Origin of the sequence: Micromonospora sp. NPDC050784 (assembly GCF_044456765.1) — a bacterium.
GTDB classification, from domain to species: Bacteria; Actinomycetota; Actinomycetes; order Mycobacteriales; family Micromonosporaceae; genus Micromonospora; species Micromonospora foliorum.
Genome location: NZ_JBITGG010000004.1, coordinates 251,169 through 274,191, shown reverse-complemented (window position 1 = coordinate 274,191; position 23,023 = coordinate 251,169). Strand labels below are relative to the sequence as shown.

17 protein-coding genes are annotated in these 23,023 nt (G+C 71.1%); 10 read left to right on the top strand and 7 right to left on the bottom strand.

Features of this window, described 5'->3' with window-relative positions:
• Positions 1-16: 16 nt before the first annotated feature.
• From hutH to ACIBD9_RS07605, 6 genes are read right to left on the bottom strand one after another with little or no spacing between them, the layout of a single operon-like run.
• A complete protein-coding gene (hutH, locus tag ACIBD9_RS07630) occupies positions 17-1,555 on the bottom strand; it encodes a histidine ammonia-lyase (protein ID WP_396715474.1) in 1,539 nt (512 codons plus the stop codon).
• Positions 1,552-2,739 carry an imidazolonepropionase gene (gene hutI / locus ACIBD9_RS07625; RefSeq protein WP_396715472.1) on the bottom strand — a complete coding sequence of 396 codons (1,188 nt, stop codon included), beginning with the start codon at positions 2,737-2,739 and terminating at the stop codon, positions 1,552-1,554. Before hutI ends, hutH begins: the two co-directional genes overlap by 4 nt.
• On the bottom strand, positions 2,736-4,103 hold the full coding sequence (locus ACIBD9_RS07620) for a formimidoylglutamate deiminase (protein WP_396715470.1): 1,368 nt from the start codon (positions 4,101-4,103) through the stop codon (positions 2,736-2,738). The genes hutI and ACIBD9_RS07620 overlap by 4 nt, the downstream gene beginning before the upstream one ends.
• A complete protein-coding gene (locus tag ACIBD9_RS07615) occupies positions 4,094-5,296 on the bottom strand; it encodes an allantoate amidohydrolase (protein ID WP_396715468.1) in 1,203 nt (400 codons plus the stop codon). Before ACIBD9_RS07615 ends, ACIBD9_RS07620 begins: the two co-directional genes overlap by 10 nt.
• Entirely contained in the window at positions 5,293-6,948 is a 1,656-nt protein-coding gene (hutU, locus tag ACIBD9_RS07610; RefSeq protein ID WP_396715466.1) for a urocanate hydratase, read from the bottom strand. The genes ACIBD9_RS07615 and hutU overlap by 4 nt, the downstream gene beginning before the upstream one ends.
• A 17-nt stretch (positions 6,949-6,965) precedes the next feature.
• A complete protein-coding gene (locus ACIBD9_RS07605; RefSeq protein ID WP_396715464.1) occupies positions 6,966-7,817 on the bottom strand; it encodes a MurR/RpiR family transcriptional regulator in 852 nt (283 codons plus the stop codon).
• A 129-nt stretch (positions 7,818-7,946) separates the two neighbouring features.
• On the opposite strand from ACIBD9_RS07605, the gene ACIBD9_RS07600 reads away from it, so the two are divergent.
• From ACIBD9_RS07600 to ACIBD9_RS07570, 7 genes are all read left to right on the top strand, one after another.
• The gene (locus tag ACIBD9_RS07600) at positions 7,947-9,302 is read left to right on the top strand and encodes a hypothetical protein (RefSeq protein WP_396715462.1); all 1,356 of its coding nucleotides are present in this window, start codon (positions 7,947-7,949) and stop codon (positions 9,300-9,302) included.
• Positions 9,303-9,504: 202 nt separating this feature from the next.
• The gene (locus tag ACIBD9_RS07595) at positions 9,505-11,061 is read left to right on the top strand and encodes an O-antigen ligase family protein (protein WP_396715460.1); all 1,557 of its coding nucleotides are present in this window, start codon (positions 9,505-9,507) and stop codon (positions 11,059-11,061) included.
• Positions 11,048-12,487: a hypothetical protein gene (locus tag ACIBD9_RS07590; RefSeq protein ID WP_396715458.1), complete on the top strand. Its 1,440-nt coding sequence runs from the start codon at positions 11,048-11,050 to the stop codon at positions 12,485-12,487. The genes ACIBD9_RS07595 and ACIBD9_RS07590 overlap by 14 nt, the downstream gene beginning before the upstream one ends.
• Positions 12,484-13,593: a polysaccharide pyruvyl transferase family protein gene (locus ACIBD9_RS07585; protein ID WP_396715456.1), complete on the top strand. Its 1,110-nt coding sequence runs from the start codon at positions 12,484-12,486 to the stop codon at positions 13,591-13,593. Before ACIBD9_RS07590 ends, ACIBD9_RS07585 begins: the two co-directional genes overlap by 4 nt.
• Positions 13,593-14,744, top strand: a complete 1,152-nt coding sequence (locus ACIBD9_RS07580) for a glycosyltransferase (protein WP_396715454.1) — start codon at positions 13,593-13,595, stop codon at positions 14,742-14,744. Before ACIBD9_RS07585 ends, ACIBD9_RS07580 begins: the two co-directional genes overlap by 1 nt.
• On the top strand, positions 14,741-15,571 hold the full coding sequence (locus ACIBD9_RS07575; RefSeq protein ID WP_396715452.1) for a glycosyltransferase family 2 protein: 831 nt from the start codon (positions 14,741-14,743) through the stop codon (positions 15,569-15,571). The genes ACIBD9_RS07580 and ACIBD9_RS07575 overlap by 4 nt, the downstream gene beginning before the upstream one ends.
• On the top strand, positions 15,568-16,740 hold the full coding sequence (locus tag ACIBD9_RS07570) for a glycosyltransferase family 4 protein (RefSeq protein WP_396715450.1): 1,173 nt from the start codon (positions 15,568-15,570) through the stop codon (positions 16,738-16,740). The genes ACIBD9_RS07575 and ACIBD9_RS07570 overlap by 4 nt, the downstream gene beginning before the upstream one ends.
• Positions 16,741-16,837: 97 nt before the next feature.
• Here the strand turns inward: ACIBD9_RS07570 and ACIBD9_RS07565 are convergent, their stop codons facing one another.
• Complete coding sequence (locus tag ACIBD9_RS07565; RefSeq protein ID WP_396715448.1) at positions 16,838-18,886, bottom strand: S8 family serine peptidase; 2,049 nt, start codon at positions 18,884-18,886, stop codon at positions 16,838-16,840.
• 319 nt (positions 18,887-19,205) lie between these two features.
• Here ACIBD9_RS07565 and ACIBD9_RS07560 point away from each other — a divergent pair, with 319 nt between their 5' ends.
• From ACIBD9_RS07560 to ACIBD9_RS07550, 3 genes are all read left to right on the top strand, one after another.
• Complete coding sequence (locus ACIBD9_RS07560) at positions 19,206-20,090, top strand: GH25 family lysozyme (protein WP_396715446.1); 885 nt, start codon at positions 19,206-19,208, stop codon at positions 20,088-20,090.
• A 340-nt stretch (positions 20,091-20,430) separates the two neighbouring features.
• Positions 20,431-21,729 carry a DUF1800 family protein gene (locus ACIBD9_RS07555; protein ID WP_396715444.1) on the top strand — a complete coding sequence of 433 codons (1,299 nt, stop codon included), beginning with the start codon at positions 20,431-20,433 and terminating at the stop codon, positions 21,727-21,729.
• Between the two features lies 1 nt (position 21,730).
• Positions 21,731-22,993 (top strand): DUF1501 domain-containing protein, encoded by a 1,263-nt coding sequence (locus tag ACIBD9_RS07550; protein ID WP_396715442.1) that lies wholly within the window; start codon positions 21,731-21,733, stop codon positions 22,991-22,993.
• Positions 22,994-23,023 lie beyond the last annotated feature (30 nt).

Genomic DNA, 23,023 nt, shown 5'->3' with positions numbered 1-23,023 from the left:
AGCGACCCGACGAAGGTCAGCCCAGCGGGCCGACCTCTCGTTCGATGGCGGCGCGCAACTCCGGCCCGGCGACGACGGCACGGGCCGCCTCCATCACCGGGGCGAGGAACACGTCCGGGCCGGGCTCGCCGGCTGCCGCGCCGAGCGCGGAGACGGCCGCCCGGCCGGCCGGGGACGGCACCAGCGGGGCGCGCAGTTGGAGGCCGCGTACGCCGGCCAGCAGCTCCACCGCGAGCAGGCTGGTCAGGTTGTCCAGCACGGTACGCAGCTTCTTGGCCGCCGCCCAACCCATCGAGACGTGGTCCTCCTGCATCCCGCTGGTGGGCAGCGAGTCCACCGAGGCGGGGGCGGCCAGCCGACGGTTCTCGGCGACGATCCCGGCCGCCGTGTACTGGGCGATCATCAGCCCGGAGTTCACCCCGGCGTCGGGGGAGAGGAACGCCGGCAGCTCCCGGGAGCGGGTGACGTCGAGCAGCCGGTCCACCCGCCGCTCGGCGATCGCGCCCACCTCGGCGGCGGCGATGGCGAGGAAGTCCGCGGCGAAGCCGAGCGGCGCGCCGTGGAAGTTGCCTGTCGACTCGACCCGGCCGTCCGGCAGGACCACCGGGTTGTCGACCACGGACACCAGCTCCCGGGCCGCGACCGTGCGGACGAAGTCCAGGGTGTCGCGGGCCGCCCCGGCCACCTGCGGCGCGCAGCGCATCGAGTACGCGTCCTGTACGGCGTGCGCCAGGTCGTCGCGGTGTGAGTCCATCACCCGGGAGTCCTGCAACAGCCGGTGGATGTTCGCCGCCGACGCCGCCTGACCGGGGTGGGGCCGGATCGCGTGCAGCTCGGGCAGGAACGGCCGCTCCGAGCCGAGCATCGCCTCGATGGCCAGCGCCGCCGTCACGTCGGCCATGGCGAACAGGTGCGCCGCGTCGTGGATGGCCAGCAGCAGCATGCCGAGCATGCCGTCGGTGCCGTTGATCAGCGCCAGCCCCTCCTTGGCGGCCAGCTCGATCGGCTTGAGCCCGGCGGCGGTCAACGCGTCGGCCGCGTCCTGCCGCTCACCGGCCGGGCCGAGCACCCAACCCTCGCCGAGCAGCACCAGCGCGCAGTGCGCCAGCGGCGCCAGGTCGCCGGAGGCGCCCAGCGAGCCGTGCTCGGGCACCCACGGGGTGATGTCGTGGTTGAGCAGGTCGACCAGGGCCTCGGCGACCAGCGGCCGGACCCCGGAGCGGCCCAGGGCCAGGGACCGGACCCGCAGCAGCATCATGGCCCGGACCACCTCGCGCGGCATCGGGGCGCCCACCCCGGCGGCGTGCGAGCGGATCAGCGCGTGTTGCAGCTCGGCCCGCCGCTCCGGGGCGATGAAGGTGTTGGCCAACGCCCCGAACCCGGTGGAGACCCCGTAGACGGGACGGCCCGACGACTCGATGCCGTCCACGATGGCCCGACTGGTCGCCATCGCCTCGATGGTGGCCGGGGCGAGGACGACCGTGGCGGTGCCGCGGGCCACCGCGAGCACGTCGTCGGCGGTGATCCCGGTGGGCTGGATGGACACGTTCGTCATTGCGGAACTCCGTTGCGAATTACCTGGCGGATCAGGGGGACACCGGGCCGGTAGGCCAGGTGCAGGTGTGACGGCGCGTCGAGGACGACGAGGTCGGCCCGCGCGCCGGGGGTGAGGACACCGATGTCGTCGCGCCGCAGCGCCCGTGCGCCCCCGGCGGTGGCGGCCCAGACCGCCTCCGCCGGGGTCATCCGCATCTCGCGGACCGCGAGGGCCACGCAGAACGGCATCGACGAGGTGTACGACGAGCCGGGGTTGCAGTCCGTCGCCAGCGCCACTGTGACACCGGCGTCGAGCAGCCGGCGGGCGTCCGGGTACGGCGATCGGGTCGAGAACTCCGCGCCGGGCAGAAGGGTCGCCACCGTGCGGGTGCCCGACCCGTCGCTGTGGGCCGTGCCGGCCAGCGCGTCCACGTCGGCGTCGCTCAGGTGGGTGCAGTGGTCGACGCTGGCCGCGTCCAGCTCCACGCCCAGCCGCACCCCGGGGCCGGGGCCGAGCTGGTTGGCGTGCAGCCGTACGCCCAGCCCGGCGGCCTGCCCGCAGGCCAGGATGGCGCGGGCGTGGTCCACGTCGAAGGCGCCCCGCTCGCAGAACACGTCGATCCACTTCGCGTGCGGGGCGGCGGCGGCCAGCATCGGCCCGCAGACCAGTCCGACGTAGTCGTCGGGGCGGTCGGCGTACTCGGCGGGCACCACGTGCGCGCCCAGGAAGGTGGTCTCGGTGCTGGTCTCGGCGGCGATCCGCAGCGAGCGGGCCTCGTCAGCGACGGTCAGGCCGTACCCACTCTTGATCTCCATGGTCGTGGTGCCCTGGCGCAGCGCCTCCCCGCGCAGCCGGCGCACGGTGAGCCGCAGCTCCTCGTCGGTGGCGGCCCGGGTCGCACCGACAGTGGTCCGGATGCCGCCGCCGGTGTAGGGCTGGCCGGCCATCCGGGCGGCGAACTCGGTGGCCCGGTCCCCGGCGAAGACGAGGTGGGCGTGGCTGTCCACGAAACCGGGCAGCACGGCTGCCCCACCGGCGTCGACGTGGTGGTCGGCGGCCGGCGCGTACGCGGACGGCCCGACCCAGACCACCCGGCCCTCCTCGACCAGCACGGCGGCGTTGCGGCGAATGCCGAGCGGGCCCTCGCCGGCACCGTTGGTGACCAGCTCCCCGATGTTGTCGACCAGCAGGCTGCCGCTCATGAGGGGGTCACCGCCTCGATCGCGGACGACAGTTCCGCCGGCACGTCGACGGTCAGGTGTCGGCCCTCGGCCACGACCACCCGGCCGTCCACCACGACCTGCTCGACGTCTGCCGCGCCGGCCGCGAAGAACGCGCCCACCGGCGGCACCCCGGCGGTGCGGGCGCTGTCCAGGCGTACCGTCACCAGGTCGGCGCGGGCGCCCACCGCGATCCTCCCGGCGTCGGCCCAGCCCAGCGCGGCGTGCCCGGCGACGCTGGCCGCGCTCAGCAGGTCGAGCGGCGCGAAGTGGCCGCGTCGGCGGGTACGCAGCCGCTCGTCCAGCTCCACCGCCCGGGCCTCCTCGAACAGGTCGACTACGGCGTGGCTGTCGCTGCCGAGGCTCAACCGGACGCCCGCGTCGGCCATCCGCCGGGCCGGGCCGATGCCGTCGGCGAGGTCCCGTTCGGTGGTCGGGCAGAGGCACACCCCGGTCCGGCTGTCACCGAGCAGGGTCAGGTCCGCGCTGGTGGGGTGGGTGGCGTGCACGGCGGTGGTGTCCGGACCGAGCACCCCGTGCTCGGCGAGGAGCGCGGTGGGCGTGCGCCCGTGCACGGCCCGGCACTCGTCGTTCTCGGCGGGCTGCTCGGAGAGGTGCACGTGCAGCGGCGCCTGCCGCTGACGGGCCCAGTCGGCGACCGTGCGCAACTGATCAGCCGGAACGGCCCGCACCGAGTGCACGGCCGCGCCGACCCGGGCGTGCGGGTCCGTCGGCTGGAACGCCGCCGCCCGCTCGGCCCAGCGCGCCGCGTTCCCGTCGCCGAAGCGGCGCTGCGGCCCGGCGAGGGGTCGACCGTCCACGCTGGACGTCAGGTAGCAGGTGTCCAGCAGGGTGAGCCGGATCCCGGCGTGCGCGGCGGCCTCCACCAGCGCCGCGCCCATCGCGTTCGGGTCGTCGTACGCGCCGCCGTCCGGCCGGAGGTGCAGGTAGTGGAACTCGCCCACGCATGTGATCCCGGCGAGCGCCATCTCGGCGTAGACGGCCCGGGCCAGGGCGAGGTAGGTGTCCGGGTCGAGGCGGTCCGCGACGGCGTACATCTGGTCCCGCCAGGTCCAGAAGTCACCCCGCCCGCCGTGGGTGCGTCCGCGCAGCGCCCGGTGGAAGGCGTGCGAGTGCACGTTGGCCAGGCCCGGCAGGGTGAGCCCGGGCAGCGGCACCGCGTCGGCGTACACCTCGACCCCGGCCGGCGGCCTGCTGCCCGGGGTCAGCGGCGTCACCGCCGTGATCCGGCCGCTGTCGACCTCGATCAGCACGTCGGGGGTGGGTTCGGCGTGCTCGGGCAGCCAGGCGTACTCGGCGAGCCAGCGGGTCGGTGTCACCGGCATGTCAGCTCCTCCAACACCCGGGCCAACGCCCGTACCCCGGCCGCGCAGTCGCCGTCGGTCGCGGCCTCGGCGGGGGAGTGCGAGACGCCTGTCGGGTTGCGCACGAAGAGCATCGCGGTGGGCAGGTACGCGGCGAGCACCCCGGCGTCGTGCCCCGCGCCGGTCGGCAGCACCGGCGCGTCGAGCAGCGTGGCCAGCCGGTTGGCCAGCCCGCCGTCGAAGGCGACCACCGGGGTGGCCGACTCCTCGGTGACGGTCACCGTCGTACCGTCGCGGCGGGCCCGCTCGGCGAGCTTGCCGCGCACCGCGTCGACCAGCCCGGTCAGCGTCTCGGGGTCGGCGGCCCGGGCGTCCAGCCAGCCGGTCACCCTCGACGGGATCGCGTTGGTGGCGTTGGGTTCGACGGCGACCCGGCCCACTGTGGCGTGCGCGCCGCGCAGCCGGGCCTCCTTGTTGGCCGCCAGCACCGTGAACGCGTAGGTCAGCATCGGGTCGCGCCGGTCGGCCATCCGGGTGGTGCCCGCGTGGTTGCCCTCGCCGACGACGTCGAAGCGCCACCGGCCGTGCGGCCAGATCGCGCTGGCCACCGCCACCGGCGACTCCGTCTCGACGAGCGCGCGGCCCTGCTCGACGTGCAACTCCACGAAGGCGCCGAACCGGCCCAGCAACTCCGGGCGGGCGCCCGCCGGCCGGTCACCGAGCGCCTCGGCGAAGCTCACCCCGGCCGCGTCGCGCAGGCCGGCCGCGCGTTCGGCCGACAGCGCCCCGGTGAGCAGCCGCGACCCCAGACACGGTACGCCGAAGCGCGCCCCCTCCTCCTCGACGAAGGCACCCAGCACCAGCGGCCTGTCCGGGGTGACGCCGACGGAGCGCAGCTCGTCCACGGCGAGGAACGCGCTCACGATGCCGAGCGGCCCGTCGTACGCCCCGCCGTGCGGCACCGAGTCGAAGTGGCTGCCGGTGAGCACCGCGTCGGACGCCTCCGGGTCACCCCAGTGGGCGAAGAGGTTGCCGTTGCCGTCCTCGGTGACCGGCATGGCACGGCGTTCGGCCTGCGCGCGGAACCAGGCGCGCAGCTCCCGCTCCGGCTCGGTCAACGCGTACCGCAGATAGCCGCCGCTGTCGGCGTCCCGCCCGACCGGCGCGATCTCGTCCCACAGCGCCCGGAACCGGGCGGAAAGGTCGTCGCTCACGCGGCACCCTCGGTCATGGGCACCCGGACCCCGGTGCGGTCGGCGACCTCGCGGGCGCTCTCGTAGCCGGCGTCGACGTGCCGGATGACGCCCATCGCCGGGTCGTTGGTGAGCACCCGCTCGATCTTCTGACCGGCGAGGGCGGTGCCGTCGGCCACGCACACCTGCCCGGCGTGGATCGACCGGCCGATGCCCACGCCGCCGCCGTGGTGGATGGACACCCAGGAGGCGCCACTGGCCGTGTTGACCAGGGCGTTGAGCAGCGGCCAGTCGGCGATGGCGTCGGAGCCGTCGGCCATCCCCTCGGTCTCCCGGTACGGGCTCGCGACGCTGCCGGTGTCCAGGTGGTCGCGGCCGATCACCACCGGGGCGGAGAGTTCACCGGAGGCGACCATGTCGTTGAACCGCACGCCAGCCTTGTCCCGTTCGCCCTGGCCGAGCCAGCAGATCCGGGCCGGCAGGCCCTGGAAGGCGACCCGCTCACCGGCCAGCTTGATCCACCGGGCCAGCGACTCGTTCTCCGGGAACAGGTCGAGGATGGCCCGGTCGGTGGCCGCGATGTCGGCCGGGTCGCCGGACAGCGCCGCCCAGCGGAACGGACCCCGGCCCTCGCAGAACAACGGCCGGATGTACGCGGGTACGAAGCCCGGGAAGTCGAAGGCGCGCTGGTACCCGCCGAGCTGCGCCTCACCCCGGATCGAGTTGCCGTAGTCGAACACCTCGGCGCCGGCGTCGAGGAAGCCGACCATCGCCTCGACGTGCCTTGCCATGGACGCGCGGGCCCGGTCGGTGAAGTCGGCCGGCTGCGCGGCGGCGTAGTCCCGGGCCTCGGCCAGCTCCACCCCTACCGGCAGGTACGCCAGTGGGTCGTGCGCGCTGGTCTGGTCGGTCACGATGTCGATCTCGACGCCCCGGTTCAGCAACTCCGGGAAGACCTCGGCGGCGTTGCCGACCACGCCGACGCTCAGCGCCCGGCGCTCCCGCTTCGCCGCGCGGACCCGGGCGATCGCGTCGTCCAGGGAGTCGGCGACCTCATCCAGGTAGCGGTCGTGCACACGACGGTCGAGCCGGGTGCGGTCCACGTCCACGATCAGGCAGACGCCGCCGTTCATGGTGACCGCGAGCGGCTGCGCGCCGCCCATTCCGCCGCAGCCGGCGGTCAGCGTCAGCGTGCCGGCGAGGGTGCTGTCGAACCTCTTGGCGGCCACCGCCGCGAACGTCTCGTAGGTGCCCTGGAGGATGCCCTGCGTTCCAATGTAGATCCACGAACCGGCCGTCATCTGCCCGTACATGGTCAGGCCGAGCTGTTCGAGGCGGCGGAACTCCGGCCAGGTCGCCCAGTCACCGACCAGGTTCGAGTTGGCCAGCAGCACCCGGGGCGCCCACTCGTGGGTGCGCATGACCCCGACCGGTCGGCCCGACTGCACCAGCATCGTCTCGTCCTCGCGCAGGTCGGTAAGCGTGCGGACCAACGCGTGGTACGACGGCCAGTCCCGCGCCGCCTTGCCGGTGCCGCCGTAGACCACCAGGTCGTCGGGGCGTTCGGCCACCTCGGGGTCGAGGTTGTTCATCAACATCCGCAGGGCGGCCTCCTGCTGCCACCCGCGGGTGGTGAGCTGGCTGCCCCGTGCGGCACGAATGGGCTGGGTCATCTCTGGTTCTCCTCCGGTCAACCGAGGAACAACTGTCGGCGGGCCGCGGAGGCTTCGAACGCCTCCAGTCGGCGTTGGGTGTCGGCCGGCGTGGCATCGCAGATCGCCTGCAACAGCACCATGGCCAGGGTCATCGGGGCGGTGTGCAGGTCGAAGACGAGCTGCGCGCCGACCGCGGCGGCGAGCACCACGTCGGCGTGCTCGGTGGCCGGGCTGACCGGCGAGTCGGTGATCGCCACCACGGTCAGCCCGGCATGGCGGGCGTCGCGCAGCGCGTCCAGGGTCTCCCGGGGGTAGCGGGGCAGCACGAAGGCGAGAACGGCGGACGCCCCGGCCTCGGCGGCCTGCTCCAGGCGGTCGGTGAGCAGGCTGCCGCCGTCGTCGAGGACCCGTACGTCCGGGTGCACCTTGGCCGCGAAGTAGGCGAAGTACGCGGCCAGCGGCGCGGCGGCGCGCAGGCCCAGCACCGGCAGCGGGCGACTCTCGGCGAGCAACCGCCCGGTCTCGGCGATCCGGTCCCGGTCGGCGAGCTGACCGGCCAGTCGGTCCAGGTTGTCCATCTCGGCGCGTACCGCCTGCTGGAGCTCGTTGCCGGCGTCCGTCGTTCCGCCCGGCGTCGCGGCGGTCAGGTCGCGCAGGCGGCGGCGCAGCGCCGGGTAGCCGTCGTGGCCGAGCGCGACCGCGAACCGGGTGACCGACGGCTGGCTGACCCCGGCCAGCTCGGCGACCTCGGCGGCGGACAGGTAGGCCACGGTGGGGGCGTGCTGCACCAGACAGTGCGCGATTCGGCGCTGGGTGGGGGTGAGCCGCACCCCCTGGAACAGGTCGAGCACCCGGTCAGCGGGTGCCTCGACAGCTCCTTCATTCATGGGCCGACTCTATGCATGAGAACTTTCACTGGCAAGCGCTCTCGGCTGCCACCGGCCGCCCCGGGCGGGGCAGGCCGGGTTGGCCGGCGGTCGGTACTATCCGCACGGCGGTTCAACGGAGGAGTGCGCATGCAGCCGGAAGGCCCCTACAGGTACACCCACGCGCTCGGCGGGTCTCCGGTGGGGAAAGCATGGGCCGCGATCGACGAGCAGGGCCGGTTCGTCACCGTTGCGGTGCTCGACGCCGCCGTGGCGGCCACACCCGGCTGGCGTGAGGCGTTCGCCGGGGCTGCCGACCTGCTGGCCCAGTCGGCCGATCCGATGCCCTACACGTACGCCGACTTCTCCGCGGCCGCGCCCTGGGTGGCCTACCCGGCCGAGGCGGGCCCCGGTGCCGAGAAGCTGTTCCGGGCCCTCGGTGTCGACTACATCCCCGCCCCGACGGTGGCCCCACCGACGTCCGCGCCGCCCTCGGTCTCCGCGCCGCCCTCGGTGTCGGCCCCGCCTTCGGTGTCGGCCCCGCCGTCGGTGTCCGCGCCGCCGGTGTCGGGTCCACCACAGCCCGTGTCCGGTGGCCCGCAGGCCCCGTGGGCGGTGCAGTCCGGCCCGATCCCCGGCCAACTGGTCTCCGCGGCCCCGCACTCCGTCTCCGGCGTACCCAGTTCGCCGGGGCCGGTGACCTCGTCACCGCCGGCCGCGTACACCTCCCCGGCGAGTGGGCCGGGCCCCGACACCTTCGCCGCGCCGCCGCACGACCCGTTCAGCTCGCCAACCCAACGGATCCGGCCCTCTCCGCCCCGCAAGAGCCGGACCGGGCTCTGGATCGGGATCGCCGCCCTGGTGGTGGTGCTCGTCGGTGGTGTGGGCGCCTTCGCGTGGCGCAGCCTCGGGGGGCCGTCCGAGCCCACGACGGCGAGCCCCGCGCCCACCGGCGTGGCCCAGTCCGGCCCGACGGCCTCGCTGCCGACCAGCCCGCCCCAGCAGCCGGGCCTGGAGCCGCCCCGACCGGGCGACTGGCCCCGGTGGCCGGCCTTCGTCGAGAGCGGGGCGGTACGCACGCTCGACCCGGACGGCCTCGGCATCAAGTTCCTGGCGCCGGCCAACTGGGACTGCACCCCCGGCAGTCGCGCCGAGGGGCTGGTCGAGTACAACTGCGGCGCCTCGATCGGGGACAACTCGGAGGTCGGCGGCGAGTTGATCGTCCGTGACTGCCGCGATTGCAACGAGGAACAACGGATCGCCCTGCGCAAGGCCGAGGAGGCGTGGGGGCTGCAATGGCGCAGCGCCGGGCAGTATGTCGTTTTGGCCGAGACTCTCAAACTGAACGGCGCCGAAAGGTACGGCATTGTTCTTGTCGCGTTCTGGCGCTCCTCGCCGGACGGTGCCATCGACCGCCAGTTGGTGCTGCGGATGACCGGCCCATCAGCGTATATGGATGATATTCGTCGCGTGGTCAACTCCGTGCGTGACAACGCGCGTTTCTGACCGACATGTCATCTGTTTCGGCCGTCGAGAAGACGTATCAACGGTGCCGGCGAACTAGCTTCCCGCTTACCCGAAAGTCAGCCATGCCCGGCCCTGCGTACGTTGTCGGCGCCACCCCTATGATGAGCGCCCGAAGCATGGCTTCGCCCGAAGCGGTCTTCACCGATTCTGGAGTTTCACCTCAATGTCCTGGGCGTAAGGCGTGAGCAGACCCCCGCACGACCAGCGCAGCCCCGGCGGTGACTGGTCGGCCGACGCTGATACGGAGATCGTCATGTTGCCCGGCGTCGGCGATGGTCATCCCCAGGATGATCTGAGCCATGCCCCGACGACACGGCTCAACCCCAGTGAGGTTCTAGCCCAGCGGAAGGTCGCCCCGGCCGCGGGCCCCGCCGCGAGTCCGGCCACCGCCCCGGCCACCGGCCCCGCCGACGAGGCGTCCGGGCCGCACTCGTCGGGCCGCCACCGGGCCCCGAGCCTGCTCACGCAGCTGACCTCGACCGGACGGGCGCTCGTCGAGGGCCTGCGATCCGATCCGGACCAACGCATCGTCGCCGTGTTGGCCGTGCTCGTGGCGTCACTCGGTCTGGCGCCGATCGCCCTCGCCCCGTCCGAGGTGGTGATCTACAGCGGCGTGGCCACCGGCACGCCGATGTTGTACACGTACACGATCGCGATCGCGGCGGCCGTGGTCGTGATCGGGATCCAGACGCGGCGTCAACTCGCCCGCGCCTTCTTCCCGTGGCTGCCGTTCCTCGGCTGGATGCTGCTGTTCGCCGTGCTCGCCTGGGACTCGTCCCCGCGCACCGTGAGCGGCCTGGTGCACTTCAGCCTGGTGGCCATCGTGTTCGCCATCGGGGTCACCGCCGAACGTGCCGACCGGAGGAACTCCGTCCTGCTCTGGGCCTTCGCGGCGGTGGCGTGGTTGCAGCTCTTCGCGATCACGATGGCGGTCCTCGGCTTTCCGCTGCGCCGCATCGCCGGCCAACAGGCGCTCGACGTGCTCGGCCGCGCCACCGGCCTGACCAGCCATCCGGGCGAGCTGGCGAAGCTGCTGTTCTTCTGCGGGATGTGCACGTTGACCCTGCCGCAGAAGACGGTGCGGCAGCGGTGGGTGGCCTGGAGCACGCTCGGTGTCGTCTTCCTCGGCGTCTCCCTCACCCAGAGTCGGTCGGTCCTCGCGGCCGTGGTCTCGATGATCCTCATCCTGGTGGTGCTCGAGTTCGTGACCGGGCGCTGGCAGAAGAAGTACTTCGTCGTCATCGGGATCACCGGCCTGCTCGGCCTGGTGTCGGTGCCGTGGCTGATCAAGCGGTTCACGGCCGACCCCGAGGGTGGCGACCGTCAGCACCTGCTCCAGGTCGCCTTCGACGTGATCCGGGAGCATCCGTGGGCAGGGGTGGGCCCCAACAGCTACGTGGCCATCGCCGGCGCCTCCGATCCCCTCACCGCCAGTGGCGTGCCCGTGCACAACGTGCTGTTGCTCAGCGCCGCGGAGTTGGGCATCGTCGGCGCGTTGCTGCTCTGGCTGCCGTTCGCGATGACCGCGACGACAGCCATCCACTCCGTGTTCCGGGTGCGGACCTCCGAGCTGGCGCCCCGGGTTCTGGTCAGCGCGCTGCCGGGCCTGGTCCTGATCGGCATGACGGGATGGGGGCTCATGCAGGGGCCGTACTTCTTGATGTTGGCGTTGATCGCCGGCTACTTCTACGCCCGGTCGCGCTACGTAAGGGTTGCGAGTGGCTATGGTCGCGACTGAGGTCACCACGCCGGAGCGACGGCGACCATCTCTGACCATCGTGTCGGGTCTGCTGGGCATCTCCACCCTGGCAACCCGGTCCACCACCCTGGTGGTGATGGCGTTTCTGACCAGGGGCGCCGGCACCGAGGCGGTCGGCTTCTACGGTCTCGCCACGCTCATCGCGTCCTTCACCGCCGCCGCGCTCTCCCTCGGTCTGCCTACCTACCTGACCAGGGAGGCGGCCGCGGGGACGGTGTCACCGCCCGTGGTCGCGCGGATCCACTGCGGGCGCTTCGCCGCGTTGATGGTGGCCGCCGCCGTCGCGTACCCCCTGATCGGCGCGGTCCTTCCCCCGGAGGCGCAGGTCGCCTTCTTCCTGATCTTCGTGGCCAGCCTGCTGGAGCAGTGGAACGAGACGGCGTGGGTCCTCGTCCGGGGCACGCCCTCGGCCTGGGTCGAGCCGCTCACGAACGTGTCCGCCGGCCTCCTGCTGGTCGGCGCGTGCGCGGTCGACGTGTGGCTGCTGGACGGGCTCACCCTCGGCGACGCCGCGGTCTACATGTCGACAGCGGCCGTCCTCCGGTCCGCCGCCGCGTTCCTCATCGTGCGCATCCTGCCGGCGCTGCGTGACTCCCGGGGTGTCCGGGCGGTCCAGCACGTCCGGCAGGCCCTGCCGTACTTCGCCGCCGACCTCTTCGGTCTCTTCTACTTCCGTGGCGACGTGTTCGTTCTCGCGTTCTTCGTCGCGGCCGCGGAAGTCGGCGAATACGTGTCGGCAGCGGCGATCGTCGGGCCGGTGGTCCAGGTCGCGGCGTCCATGGGCGTCGGCGCGCTCGCCTACGCCGCGCCGCGCCGGGCGTCCGGAGCCGCCCAGTCGAACGACCCGCTCACGATCTTCCGGTTCTTCGGGCTCGCGGGTCAGGCCGCCGCCGGCGTCATGTTCATCGGCATCCCGATCGGGACCGCGGTGTTGTTCGGCGACCATGCCGGCAACATTCCGACGCTCGCGATGGTGCTCACCTTCTTCCTCGTCCTACGATTCGGCAACTTCGGCCTGTCCGCCATTCTGCTTTCCCAGGGCCGCGCCTCCAGCCGGCTGATCGTGCTGGCGTTGAGCATCTGCGGCAGCGTCGGACTGAACGTCGCACTCGACGGAACGTACGGCGCTTTTGGGTCCGCAACGGCGATGGTGCTGAACGAGCTGGTCGTGGCAGGGTCACTGCTCTGGTTCCTGCGGATAAAGGAACTGGTACGCCCGGTCGTGATCTCGTTCGTGATCGTGGCGGCGGCGGTCGGCGCGCTCGCCGTGCTGCTGGCCGTCCTGGAACCCGCCCTGGCGTCCTTCATCCTGGGCGGCGTCATTCTCGTGCTGGCTACCGCCAAATTGTTGGCTCAACGGAGGGCCGCAGGTCACCTGCAGGCCGCGACGACGGAGGACATGTGAGGGTCGGAATAGTCGGGTGGTTCGGATCGGACAATCTCGGAGACGAGATCCTCCTCCACTCGCTCATTACCTGCGTCCGCGCGGTCAAGGAGAACGCGACGTTCGTGGTCTTCTGCCCCAACCCGGACCGGGTCGCCGAACTGCACGGCGTGGACACGGAGAACATGCCCGTGCTGCGGGCTCGTGGCGCATCGGAGCGTCAGGTCGCGGTCCAACGGTCGATCAAGTCGTGTGATCTGCTGCTCCTCGGCCCCGGAACGGTCTTCCAGGAGCGTTCGCCCAACCTGTCCTGGCCCGGCACGCTGCCGATGTTCGCCCGGATCATCGCGATGGCCAAGGTTGCCGGGACACCCGTCGCCACGGTCGGCGTCGGCGTCCGGGAGGGCGGAACGCCGTTCGGTCGACAGTTGCTCCGGGTCATCGGCGCAGCCTGTGTCGGCGTCGGGGTGCGCGACGAGCGGACCGCGTCGCACTTCGGCTCCAGCGCCGAAGTCATCGGCGACATGGCGTACACCCTGCCGCTGCCCGACCTTGAGCGGGTCGACGCCGGTCGGCGCTTCGCGCTGTCGATGCGGCCGCTCGCACCCGAGATGGAGGGCCCGCTGCTGGCGTCCACCGCCGGTTGTGCCGCCCGGCTGCGCCAGGAGGGATGGTCGGGCACCTTCCTGCCGATGGCCTTCGGCCGGGGGGCGCACGGCGAGGACGACCGCGTCATCTACGAGCGTGCCTTCCGCGACCTGCTGGCCCTGGACCAGACCCCGTTGGACGGCAGTCAACCGCTCTCCGGGGCGCTCCGTACCTGGCTGCAGGCGCTCGCGACGAACCAGCTCGTCCTCGGCACCCGCCTGCACGCGGCCCTCCTGGCCGTGGCGATCGGGGTTCCCACGGTGGCCATCGCCTACGAGCGGAAGGTCCACGACGCCTTCGTCGATCTGGGGCTCAGCGAGTACGTGGTGCCGCCGGACGTCGATGCCGACACGCTCTACCGGAAGGCCACCCAGGCCGCGGCGGCGACCGAGGAGTTCCGGGAGGCCGCCGGGCGGGTCGCGGCCCAGGGTCGCGTCGCGCAGGGTTTCGTCACGACGCTGTTGAAGCGGCTGGACTGATGCGCGTCCTGCTGCTCACCCCATTCGCGCCCAACGGCCAGCACAACCATGCCGCGGCCGACACGATCGTGCAGCTCACGCCGCGGCTGGCCGAACAGGTCGACCTCTTCGTGTACTCACCGGGGAACACCGCCGCGTCCGAACGGGACGACCTGAAGTACACGCTGCTGCCGTCCAACGTCGTCGCGCGTCCGAGCCACCTGGACCGGCTCCGGGTCGAACCGGCGTGGCTGCGCCAGGCGTGGCCGCGCGAGGCCACCCAGGAGGCCGCCGAGCTGATCCGGCGGATCCAGCCCGATGTGGTGCACGCGGAGTACCTGCAGTCCGCCGAGGTCGTCGGGCTCAGCCGGGCGTCGGTGCTGGGTCTGCACGACATCACCGAGAAGGTGATGCTGGAGTCGTACCGGGCGTCATCCGGCCTGGAACGGCCGTACCGCCTCGCCGAGCTGGTGCGGACCCGACGGTTCGAGCGGGCGGCGATCCGGCAGGCGGCGGCCGTCATCACCCTGTCCGACGCCGACTTCGCCGTGGCCAAGACGTACAACGCCAACACCGTCCTCGCCCGGCCGGGCATCCACGTGGGGGAGCGGTCGTGGTCGCCGCCGCCGGTGACCGGCCGACCGCGTCTGGTGTTCGCCGGGGCGATGTGGCGACGTGCGAACGTCCTCGTCGCCGAGCTTCTCGCCCGAGAGGTGATGCCGATCGTGTGGCAGAGCCTGCCGGACGCCGAACTCAGGATCGTCGGGGCGGATCCCACCCCCGACGTGATCGGTCTCGGCGAGAACGACAGCCGGGTGGTGGTGACCGGTGCGGTGCCCGACTTCCAGTCGGAGATGCTCGGCGCCCACGCCGTCGTCGTGCCGTCCATCGTGGGTGGCGGCGTGCTGATGAAGGTGGCACACGCCATGGCTCTCGGCTGTCCCGTCATCACGTCCAGCGGCCCGGCCGAGTCGGTCCGGGGTGACGACTCGATGTTGTTCGTCGCGTCGACGGCGGACGAGATCGCGGCGGCCGTCCGGACCGCCGTCGAATCACCGGAGGACGCCGCCCAGCGTGGTCGGCGTGCCCGCGCACACATCGAGCGGACGTTCCGGTGGGACGACACGGTCCGCTCGTACCTCGACGCCTACGCGATTGCGGGTCGACAGTGAAGATCGCAGCCATCATCGTCTCCTACAACTCGGCCAAGGAGCTTCCCCTCAGCCTGGGCTGCCTGGGTGCCCTGCCGATCGACCACGTCGTGGTGGTGGACAACTCCTCCACCGACGACAGCGTCGAGGTCGCGAAATCCTTCGGCTACCAGGTCATCTCGCTGCCGAACGTCGGATTCGGCAAGGCCATCAACGCCGCCGCCGAGACCGTCCCCGACGCTGACGCCTACTTCCTGCTCAACCCCGACTGCCACATCACCGCCGATTCCTTCGCGCACCTCGCCGAGGCGCTGCGGGCCGACCCGAAGCGGGGGGTGGTCGCGCCGCTGATGCGATACCCCGACGGGCGCTTCGGGATCTCGGCGGGGCCGGCGCCGAGCATGGCGAAGGAGTGGTTGGCCGCCCTCCGGGTCGACGAGCTCGTGCCCAGCGGGCTGAAGCGGTCGCTGGCGCGGGTGGGGCCGTTGCGCAAGAAGTTCACGATGCTCGAATATCTCGATGTCGAACCGACCGGTCAGGTGCGCGAGGCCGCGTGGGTGTCGGGCTTCTGCATGCTCGTACGAGGCGACGCCTTCCGGGCCATCGGCGGTTTCGACCGCGACTTCTTCCTCTACTTCGAGGACGTCGACCTCTGCACCCGGCTCTCCGCCGGTGGCTGGGGTGTCGTGTCGGTCGGGACGAGCGTCGCCGAGCACAAGGAGAGCACCAGCACCGCTGCGGTCGGCAAGAACAACCTGTACCGGGCCGGCATGCAGGTCTATTTCGCGAAGCACGGCACGCGAGCTCAGCGACTCCTCGCGTCCGCCCTAAGGAGGCTGCCGATTTGAAGATTTTGTTTGTAGCGCCCTGGATCCCGGCGTCGGTTCGTCCGCGAAGCCTGGTGATCCTGGAGATGCTCGCCGCCGAGCACGATGTCCGCTTCCTCGCGCTGACGCACGACGACAAGGAGGTGCAGCTGGCCGAGCAACTGCCGGTCAAGGACCGGACGCTCGTCGCCAACCCGTTCGCCGGCTCCATGCTGCGCTCCGCGCGTGCGCTCGGTACCGGTGTCTCCCTGCAGACGGGGTACGCGAGCCCGAAGGCGCTTACCGATGCCCTGCGGCAGCAGCTGGACGAGTTCCAGCCGGACGTGGTGCACCTCAACGTCTTCCGCACCGTCCACCTGGTCGAGGCCTGCGGCAATACGCCTGTCATCGTCGACCTGGACGAGTTCCGCAGCGAGTACTACGAGCAGTTGGCCTCGCACGGGCCCAACCTCGCCTGGCGGGCGCTGGGTCGGGTGGAGGGCAGTCGGATGCGGGCGCGGGAGGACGAGCTGGTCCGCAAGGGGGTGCCGCTGATGCTCTCGGCGCCGTCCCTGCCCGGCCAGGAGCGGCCCAACACCTACCTGGTCCGCAGCCCCTGCGACTTCTCCGTGCAGCGGCAGCAGGGCCCGATCGCACCGACCGTCCTCTTCGTGGGTCGGCTCAGCTACGAGGCGAACGTCAACGGCCTCATGTGGTTCGTGCGCGAGTGCTGGCAGGGTATCCGCGACGCGGTCCCGGACGCCCGGCTGCGGATCGTCGGCACGGACCCGCCGAAGGCGGTCCAGGCGCTGGTCGGGAACGGCATCGAGCTGCACGCCAACGCGCCGGCGGTCGAGCCCTACTACTCGGACGCGGCGGTCGCCATCGCGCCGATCTTCCGGGGTACCGGGGTGCAGCTGAAGCTCATCCAGGCCATGTCCGCAGGGGTGCCGAGCGTGACGACAAGCATGGTGGCCGACCGCGCCGGTGTGCAGGACGGTGTGCACGTCAGCGTCGCCGACGACAGCGCTGGCTGGATCGCGAAGGTCGCGGCGCTGTTGTCCTCCCCGGCGACCGCCGAGCGGATGGCCGTCAACGGGCGGGAGTGGGTCGTGGCACACCACAGCTCGGCGGCGGTCCGTCAGCAACTGCAGGCGGCGTACGCCTCGCTATCGCCGCGGTCAGGGGTGGACGCCGGACCGCCTCGCTGACGAACCAGCCCGGATGGCGAAGGGGCCGCCGAGACGATTGTCTCGGCGGCCCCTTCTGGGTATGTCGCGTCAGGACGCGACGGTCAGGCGCTGGTGCTTAGCCCACGGTCTGAACGACGTGGGTGAAGTCCGTCGCCGTCGTCCACACCTCAGACTCGGGGTCGAAGCTGGCGATCAGCGGCGAGGTGGTGCTCGGTGCCACCACCATGTTGTAACTGGTCTGCGACTGCAGCCCCATGCTGCCGTCGCCCCAGTGATAGAGCCAGAACGACTGCGGCGTGCCGAGCGTGGTGGAGTTGGCGATCAACGCGGTCGGGTTGCCGCTGCTGTTGACCGCGCTGGTGACGTAGCGCCAGTTGGCGTGGGCGCGCAGCGCGACAGCGTCATCTCCGAGGTCGAGCATGTCGAACTTCTGTGCGTTGCCGACGGTCGTGCCGTTGGCGATCACCGGCGACGTGGCGCTCGGCGCGGTCACGATCCGGCTGTTCTTGACCGAGTTCAGGACGACGACAGCCGCCGGCGACGCCCAGATGAACTTCTCGGCCGTACCGACAGTGGTGGAGCTGGCGATCAGCGGGCTGGCCCCACCAGACGGCACGGTGACGTACTTGCCGTTCACCTTGGCGATCAGGGTGGTCGTGCCGTCGCCCTGCATCACCACCTGGAACCGCTCGGCGTCGGTGATGGTGCTGGCGTTGGCGATCAGTGAGCCGGCGCCGCCGGAGGTGGCGCTGACGTACTTGCCGTTCGCCCAGGACGAGAACGCGATGTAGCCGGTGCCCGCGCTCACGATGGTGAACTTCTCCAGATCACCGATCTGGCTCGGAGGCTGGCTGGCCTTCAGCGGCTGGGTGCCGCCCGTGCCCACCGTGACGGTCTTGCCGTTGGCCAGCGCGCGCAGGCCGGTGACCTGCGGAACCGCAGTGGTGCCGATGCGCAGCATCACGTCGCTCGTACCGGTGTACGCCGTGTTGCGGACGACCCGGCGGGTGCCGCCGTAGACGAGGTTGTTACGCACCTGCAGGGGCGTCCAGGTCGGGTTCGCGGACAGCGCGAGCGCGGCGGCGCCCGCGACGTGCGGGCTCGCCATCGAGGTGCCGCTGTACGTGTCGATCGCCGTGTCGCTGCTGGCCACCGACGAGGGGATGTTGTGGCCCGGAGCGTGGATGTCCACGCACTGGCCGTAGTTGGAGAAGAACGCCCGGAAGTCGACCTCGTCGGTCGCTCCCACAGTGATCGCCGAGGCCGCCCGGGCGGGCGACTGGAGGCAGGCATCATCGGCGTCGTTGCCAGCGGCGACGGAGTACGACACGCCGGAGGCGATGGAGGCCTCCACCGCGGCGTCGATCGCGTCGCTGGCTTCGCCGCCGAGGCTCATGTTGGCGACGGCCGGCTTCACCGCGTTCGCGGTGACCCAGTCGATGCCGGACAGCACACCCGCGTAGGTGCCGTTGCCGTCGCAGTCGAGCACCCGCACGCCAACCAGCTTGACGGCCTTGGCCACGCCGTAGTTGGTGCCGCCGATGGTGCCGGCGACGTGCGTGCCGTGCCCGTTGCAGTCGTTCGCGACGGTGTCGTTGTCGACGAAGTCGTACCCGTTACTGGCCCGCCCGCCGAACTCCTGGTGGCTGATGCGGATGCCGGTGTCGATGACGTAGGCGTGCACGTTGCTCGCCGTGTTCGGGTAGGTGTAGCGCTTGTTCAACGGCGCGAAGATCTGGTCCAGCCGGTCCAGGCCCCACGACGGCGTGTTGAGCTGGGTGTCGCTCTTCGACACCTTGCGGTTCTGCTCCACGTACGCGACCGACGAGTTGGTGGCCAGCTTCTTGGCCTGCGCCTCGTTCATCCGGACGGCGAAGCCCCGGATCGAGCGGTTGTACGTGTGCGAGACAGCGCCGCCGTACTGCTTGGTGAGAGCCTTGGCGCTGGCGCCGACGGCGGCCGGGTCGGCCTTGGTGTCCTTCAGGACCACGATGTAGCTGTCCTTGATGGCACCCTTGTCGGCGGACTTGAGGGCTCGCGGCAGCTTGTGCCCATCCGACGGCGCGGCGTACGCGGCACCGCCGCTGGAGATCGTTGCGGCTGCGACTACGGCGAGGGCGAGCCCGGCCGTGACCGAGCGACCAGCTCGGCGAAGTTGGAACACGTGAGACTCCCCGTGGGGTCAGCGTCCAGAACGGACGCACTTGAAAGTCCCCGCCTTTCGGCAGAGACGCAGCCCATCTTCGTGGAACCGTGGCATCGATGGCTCAGCCTTTCGGACTGATTGATGGTGAACGCATCGGCGGGCTGATGTTCCGGCATGGTGCTATTCACTTCTGCGGAGCAGGGCAGCGCGAACAGCCCTCACTTGCGTAAAGTGCGACCGTACTTTCGCGCCGGTTGATCCGCCGGTCCACGCGATGTCGACATTCGCTGACGAACCGCGAGGTGTCGGCTCCTGAGCAAGGAGATTCGGGCCACTCATGTCACGGAAATGGATTCCGGTGCTGGTCGCCTCGGCGCTGGCCGTCAACCTGCTCAGCACGTCACCGGCGGCGAGCGCGGCCGCCTCCCCCGACGGTGGTGGCCGAGCCGTCGCCGGTGGCCTGCCGGGAGTCCGGCAGAGCCCGGTGTCCGCGCTGGCCAACCCGCCTGCCGGCTACACCGTCCGGGGCATCGACGTGTCCAGCCACGACCACAACCTCGGGCCGATCAATTGGGGCGCGGTGGTGGCCGACGGTAACAAGTTCGTCTACATCAAGGCCACCGAGGGAAACGACTACCTCAATCCCTACTTCAACGGCGACTACACCGCGGCGAAGGCGGCGGGTCTCCTCGTCGGCGCGTACCACTTCGCCCGCCCGGACGGGCGCGACCCGGTGGGTGAGGCCAACTACTTCATCGACAACATGCGGTGGGCGAAGGACTCCCGCACGCTGGTGCCGATGCTCGACTTCGAGTGGCCGTACTGGGCCGGCGCCCCGACCTGCTACGGGCTGACGCCGGCGGAGCTGACCAATTGGGTGCGGGTGTTCACCGACCAGGTCAGGGCACGTATCGGTCGACCGATGATGATCTACACGAACACCAACTTCTGGAACCCGTGCACCAACAGCGACGCCTCCTTCGGCGGTCTCCTGTTGGACATCGCCGGCTACACCACGACCCGGCCGCCGCTGCCCGCCGGCTGGGCCACCGAGACCATCTGGCAGTACGCGCCCGGCGATTCGTCCCAGCCCGGCAACTACAGCAAGAACGTCTTCAACGGCGACTACGCGGGTCTGACCCGGCTCACCAGCCCGGAGGTCAGTATCGCGCCTCCCGGCCGACCGGTGCCCCGCCGGCCGATCGCGCCGAAGCTCCGTTGATCGGAGCGACAACGGTCCGGAACGTCGCCACCAATTCATCCCGTCGACACTTCGCGGTCGGGCAATTGCGAGCCCGCGCCGCCGGCCGCGGCCGGCCTGTCCGCTAGTCCCCTGGCACCATCACGCGTAAAAGAATTGGCGCGGGCCGCACAGAACGATGGCGGCCGCGCTGTCCGGCGACGTCGAGACCGGGCGAGGGGCGCTGCTCGGGGCGCGAAGCGAGTCGACCGCCCCGCGCGGCGACGCCCGGGGAGGGCATTTCCCGGTAGGAGGGCCGGCCTTACCCGCGCCGGCTCGGGCGCTGCGAGGTATGGGTGGATATCAGACCCGTGGCTCGACCGTGTCCTGGACGTCGCATACATTTGCTGGCATGGCCGACGATCTCGCGTTGCTACTGCGCCGCGCCGGTTTTGGCCCCACCGCCGCTGAGTTGGCGGCGGCGAAGAAGGCAGGGTACGAGGCGACAGTCGCCGCTCTCACGGCGCCGACAGCACCGGACGTGGGAGCCTCGCTGGCCCCCGTGCCTGTTCTGGGCCCGGATCCCTTCGCCGGGCTGTCGAACCCGACCGCCGCTCAGCGCGCCAAGGCGGGCGAGCAGCGTTGGGAGCAGACGAAGCGGATCACCCAGTGGTGGTTGGACCGCCTCACGGTGGCCGATCACCAGACCCGCGAGAAACTGTGGTTCTTCTGGCACGGGCACTGGGCCACCTCGGTGCGGAAGGTGATGCGGCCGCAGCTGATGCTGTTGCAGCATCGAAATCTGCGCAGCTCGCTCGACTTCGCGGTGATGGCGCACAAGATGATCACGGACCCGGCGCTCGTCTTCTGGCTCGATGGCGAATCCAACACGCGGACCGCCCCCAACGAGAACCTCGGCCGCGAGTTGATGGAACTCTTCATGCTCGGTATCGGCCGGTACTCCGAGCGGGATGTGAAGGCGGCGGGTCGTGCGCTGACCGGCTGGAGAATCGACTACGACGGCGCCCGCAGTTACTTCAACCCGGCCTGGCACGACAACGGGGCGAAGACGATTCTCGGTGAGACGAAGAACTTCGACGCCCACTCCCTCGTCGACTTCCTGCTCAAGCAGGATCGATGTGCCGCCTTTATCGCCGAACGCCTGTGGTTCCGCTATGCCTCGTCGACCGACCCGATTCCGAAGTCCACCCGGGACGCCATGGTGGCCGTCTTTCCGAACTCGATGTCGATGCTCCGGAAACTCTTCGAGGACGAGGCGTTCCGTGCCAGCGGCGGCAGGTTGGTGAAGCAGCCGACCGAGTGGTTCGTCGGCGCGATGCGGCATCTGGGGCTGCGGCCAGGGGAGCTGTCTGATGAGATGTCGACGTACGTCCTCAATGGTCTGGAACGGTTGGGTCAGTTGCCGTTCGCGCCTCCGAGCGTCGAGGGGTGGCCGGCCGGGGTGGAGTGGTTGACCGTCGGGGCGGCGCAGGCCCGCCTGAACTTCGCCGGTCGGATCGCCCAGCTGGTTCCGGCCCAACGGCTGACCCCGGAGGACGTGGCGCACGTCCTTACCATCGAGACCTGGACCAACAGGACGTACTCGGTCCTGAAGGCCACCACCGACCCGCAGCGGCTGTTGACCATCGGGTTGGCGAGCCCGGAATACCTGGTGACGTGACATGGATGCAGTGACCCGGCGCAGATTCCTCCTGGCCTCGGGGGTTGCCGGCGGCAGCGCCCTCGTGGCCGGCGCGGCGAAACTGAGCCTGGGAGGTCTGCTGCGGACGGCCAGTGAGGCGTCCGCCGGTGAAGACCACCGGAAGACGTCCAAGCTGGTCATCGTCACGCTCTACGGCGGCAACGACGGCCTCAACACGGTCATCCCGTACGCGAGTCGGGCCTACTACGCGGCCCGGCCCGAGCTGGCCTACGAACCGGAGCGGGTGCTTCGTCTGGACGCCGCGCTGGGGCTGAACCCGATGCTCAAGGGCTTGAGTTCCCTGTGGGGCGAGCAACGGCTGGCGGTGGTCCTCGGAGCCGGCTATCCGAAGCCGGATCGCAGTCACTTCCGCTCCATGGACATCTGGCAGACCGCTTCGCCCAGCGGTCCGACCAGCTCGGGTTGGGTGGGCCGGTGGTTGGACGGCACCAAGGCCGCGCCCGAGGCCGCGGTCAGCTTCGAGCCCATGCTTCCGCCCCTTCTCGCCGGCGAGACCCGTACCGGAGCCTGCGTGAGCATCGGTGGGCTCAAGCTGCCACCCGGAGTCACCGCGGACATGGTCGGCGTGCTGGGGCGCAGGGAGCCGAACGAGTCGGAGTTGCAGGCGCGGGCCGCGGACGCGTACGCCAACCTCATCAACATCGACGAGCTCATCCGGCACGCCGAGACCGTCAACGCGGCGCTGGAGGCCACCGTCCAACCGGACAGCCCCGCCACGAGTACGGGTGGGTCGAACGTCCTCTCCGCACAGCTGTCGCGGGTGGCGCAGTGTGTCGAGGCCGGGGTCCCCACCCGGGTGTACTCGGTGAGCCTCGGTGGGTTCGACACGCACGCCTCGGAGCGGCTCGGCCACGAGTTCCTGTTGCGTCAGCTCGACCAGGCGTTGACCAGCTTCGCTGGCCGGCTGTCGCGCACCGAGGCCGGTCGACAGGTCACCACTGTCGTCTACAGCGAGTTCGGCCGGCGGGTCCGGGCGAATGCCTCGGACGGCACCGACCACGGAACCGCCGGCCCTGTCCTCGTGCTGGGCTCAAAGGTCGCCGGCGGGCTCTACGGGGAGCAGCCGAGCCTGACCGACCTGGACGACGGTGACCTCAAGGCGACGACAGACTTCCGAGATGTCGTCGGCACCCTGCTGGCCTCGGTGTTGCAGGCCGATCCGGCGCGCTACGTCGGCGGCGGGTACCAGCCGAAGATGCTGCCGTTCCTCGTACGCGACTGACGGTCACGACCGGACCGGCCGGCGGTGGTC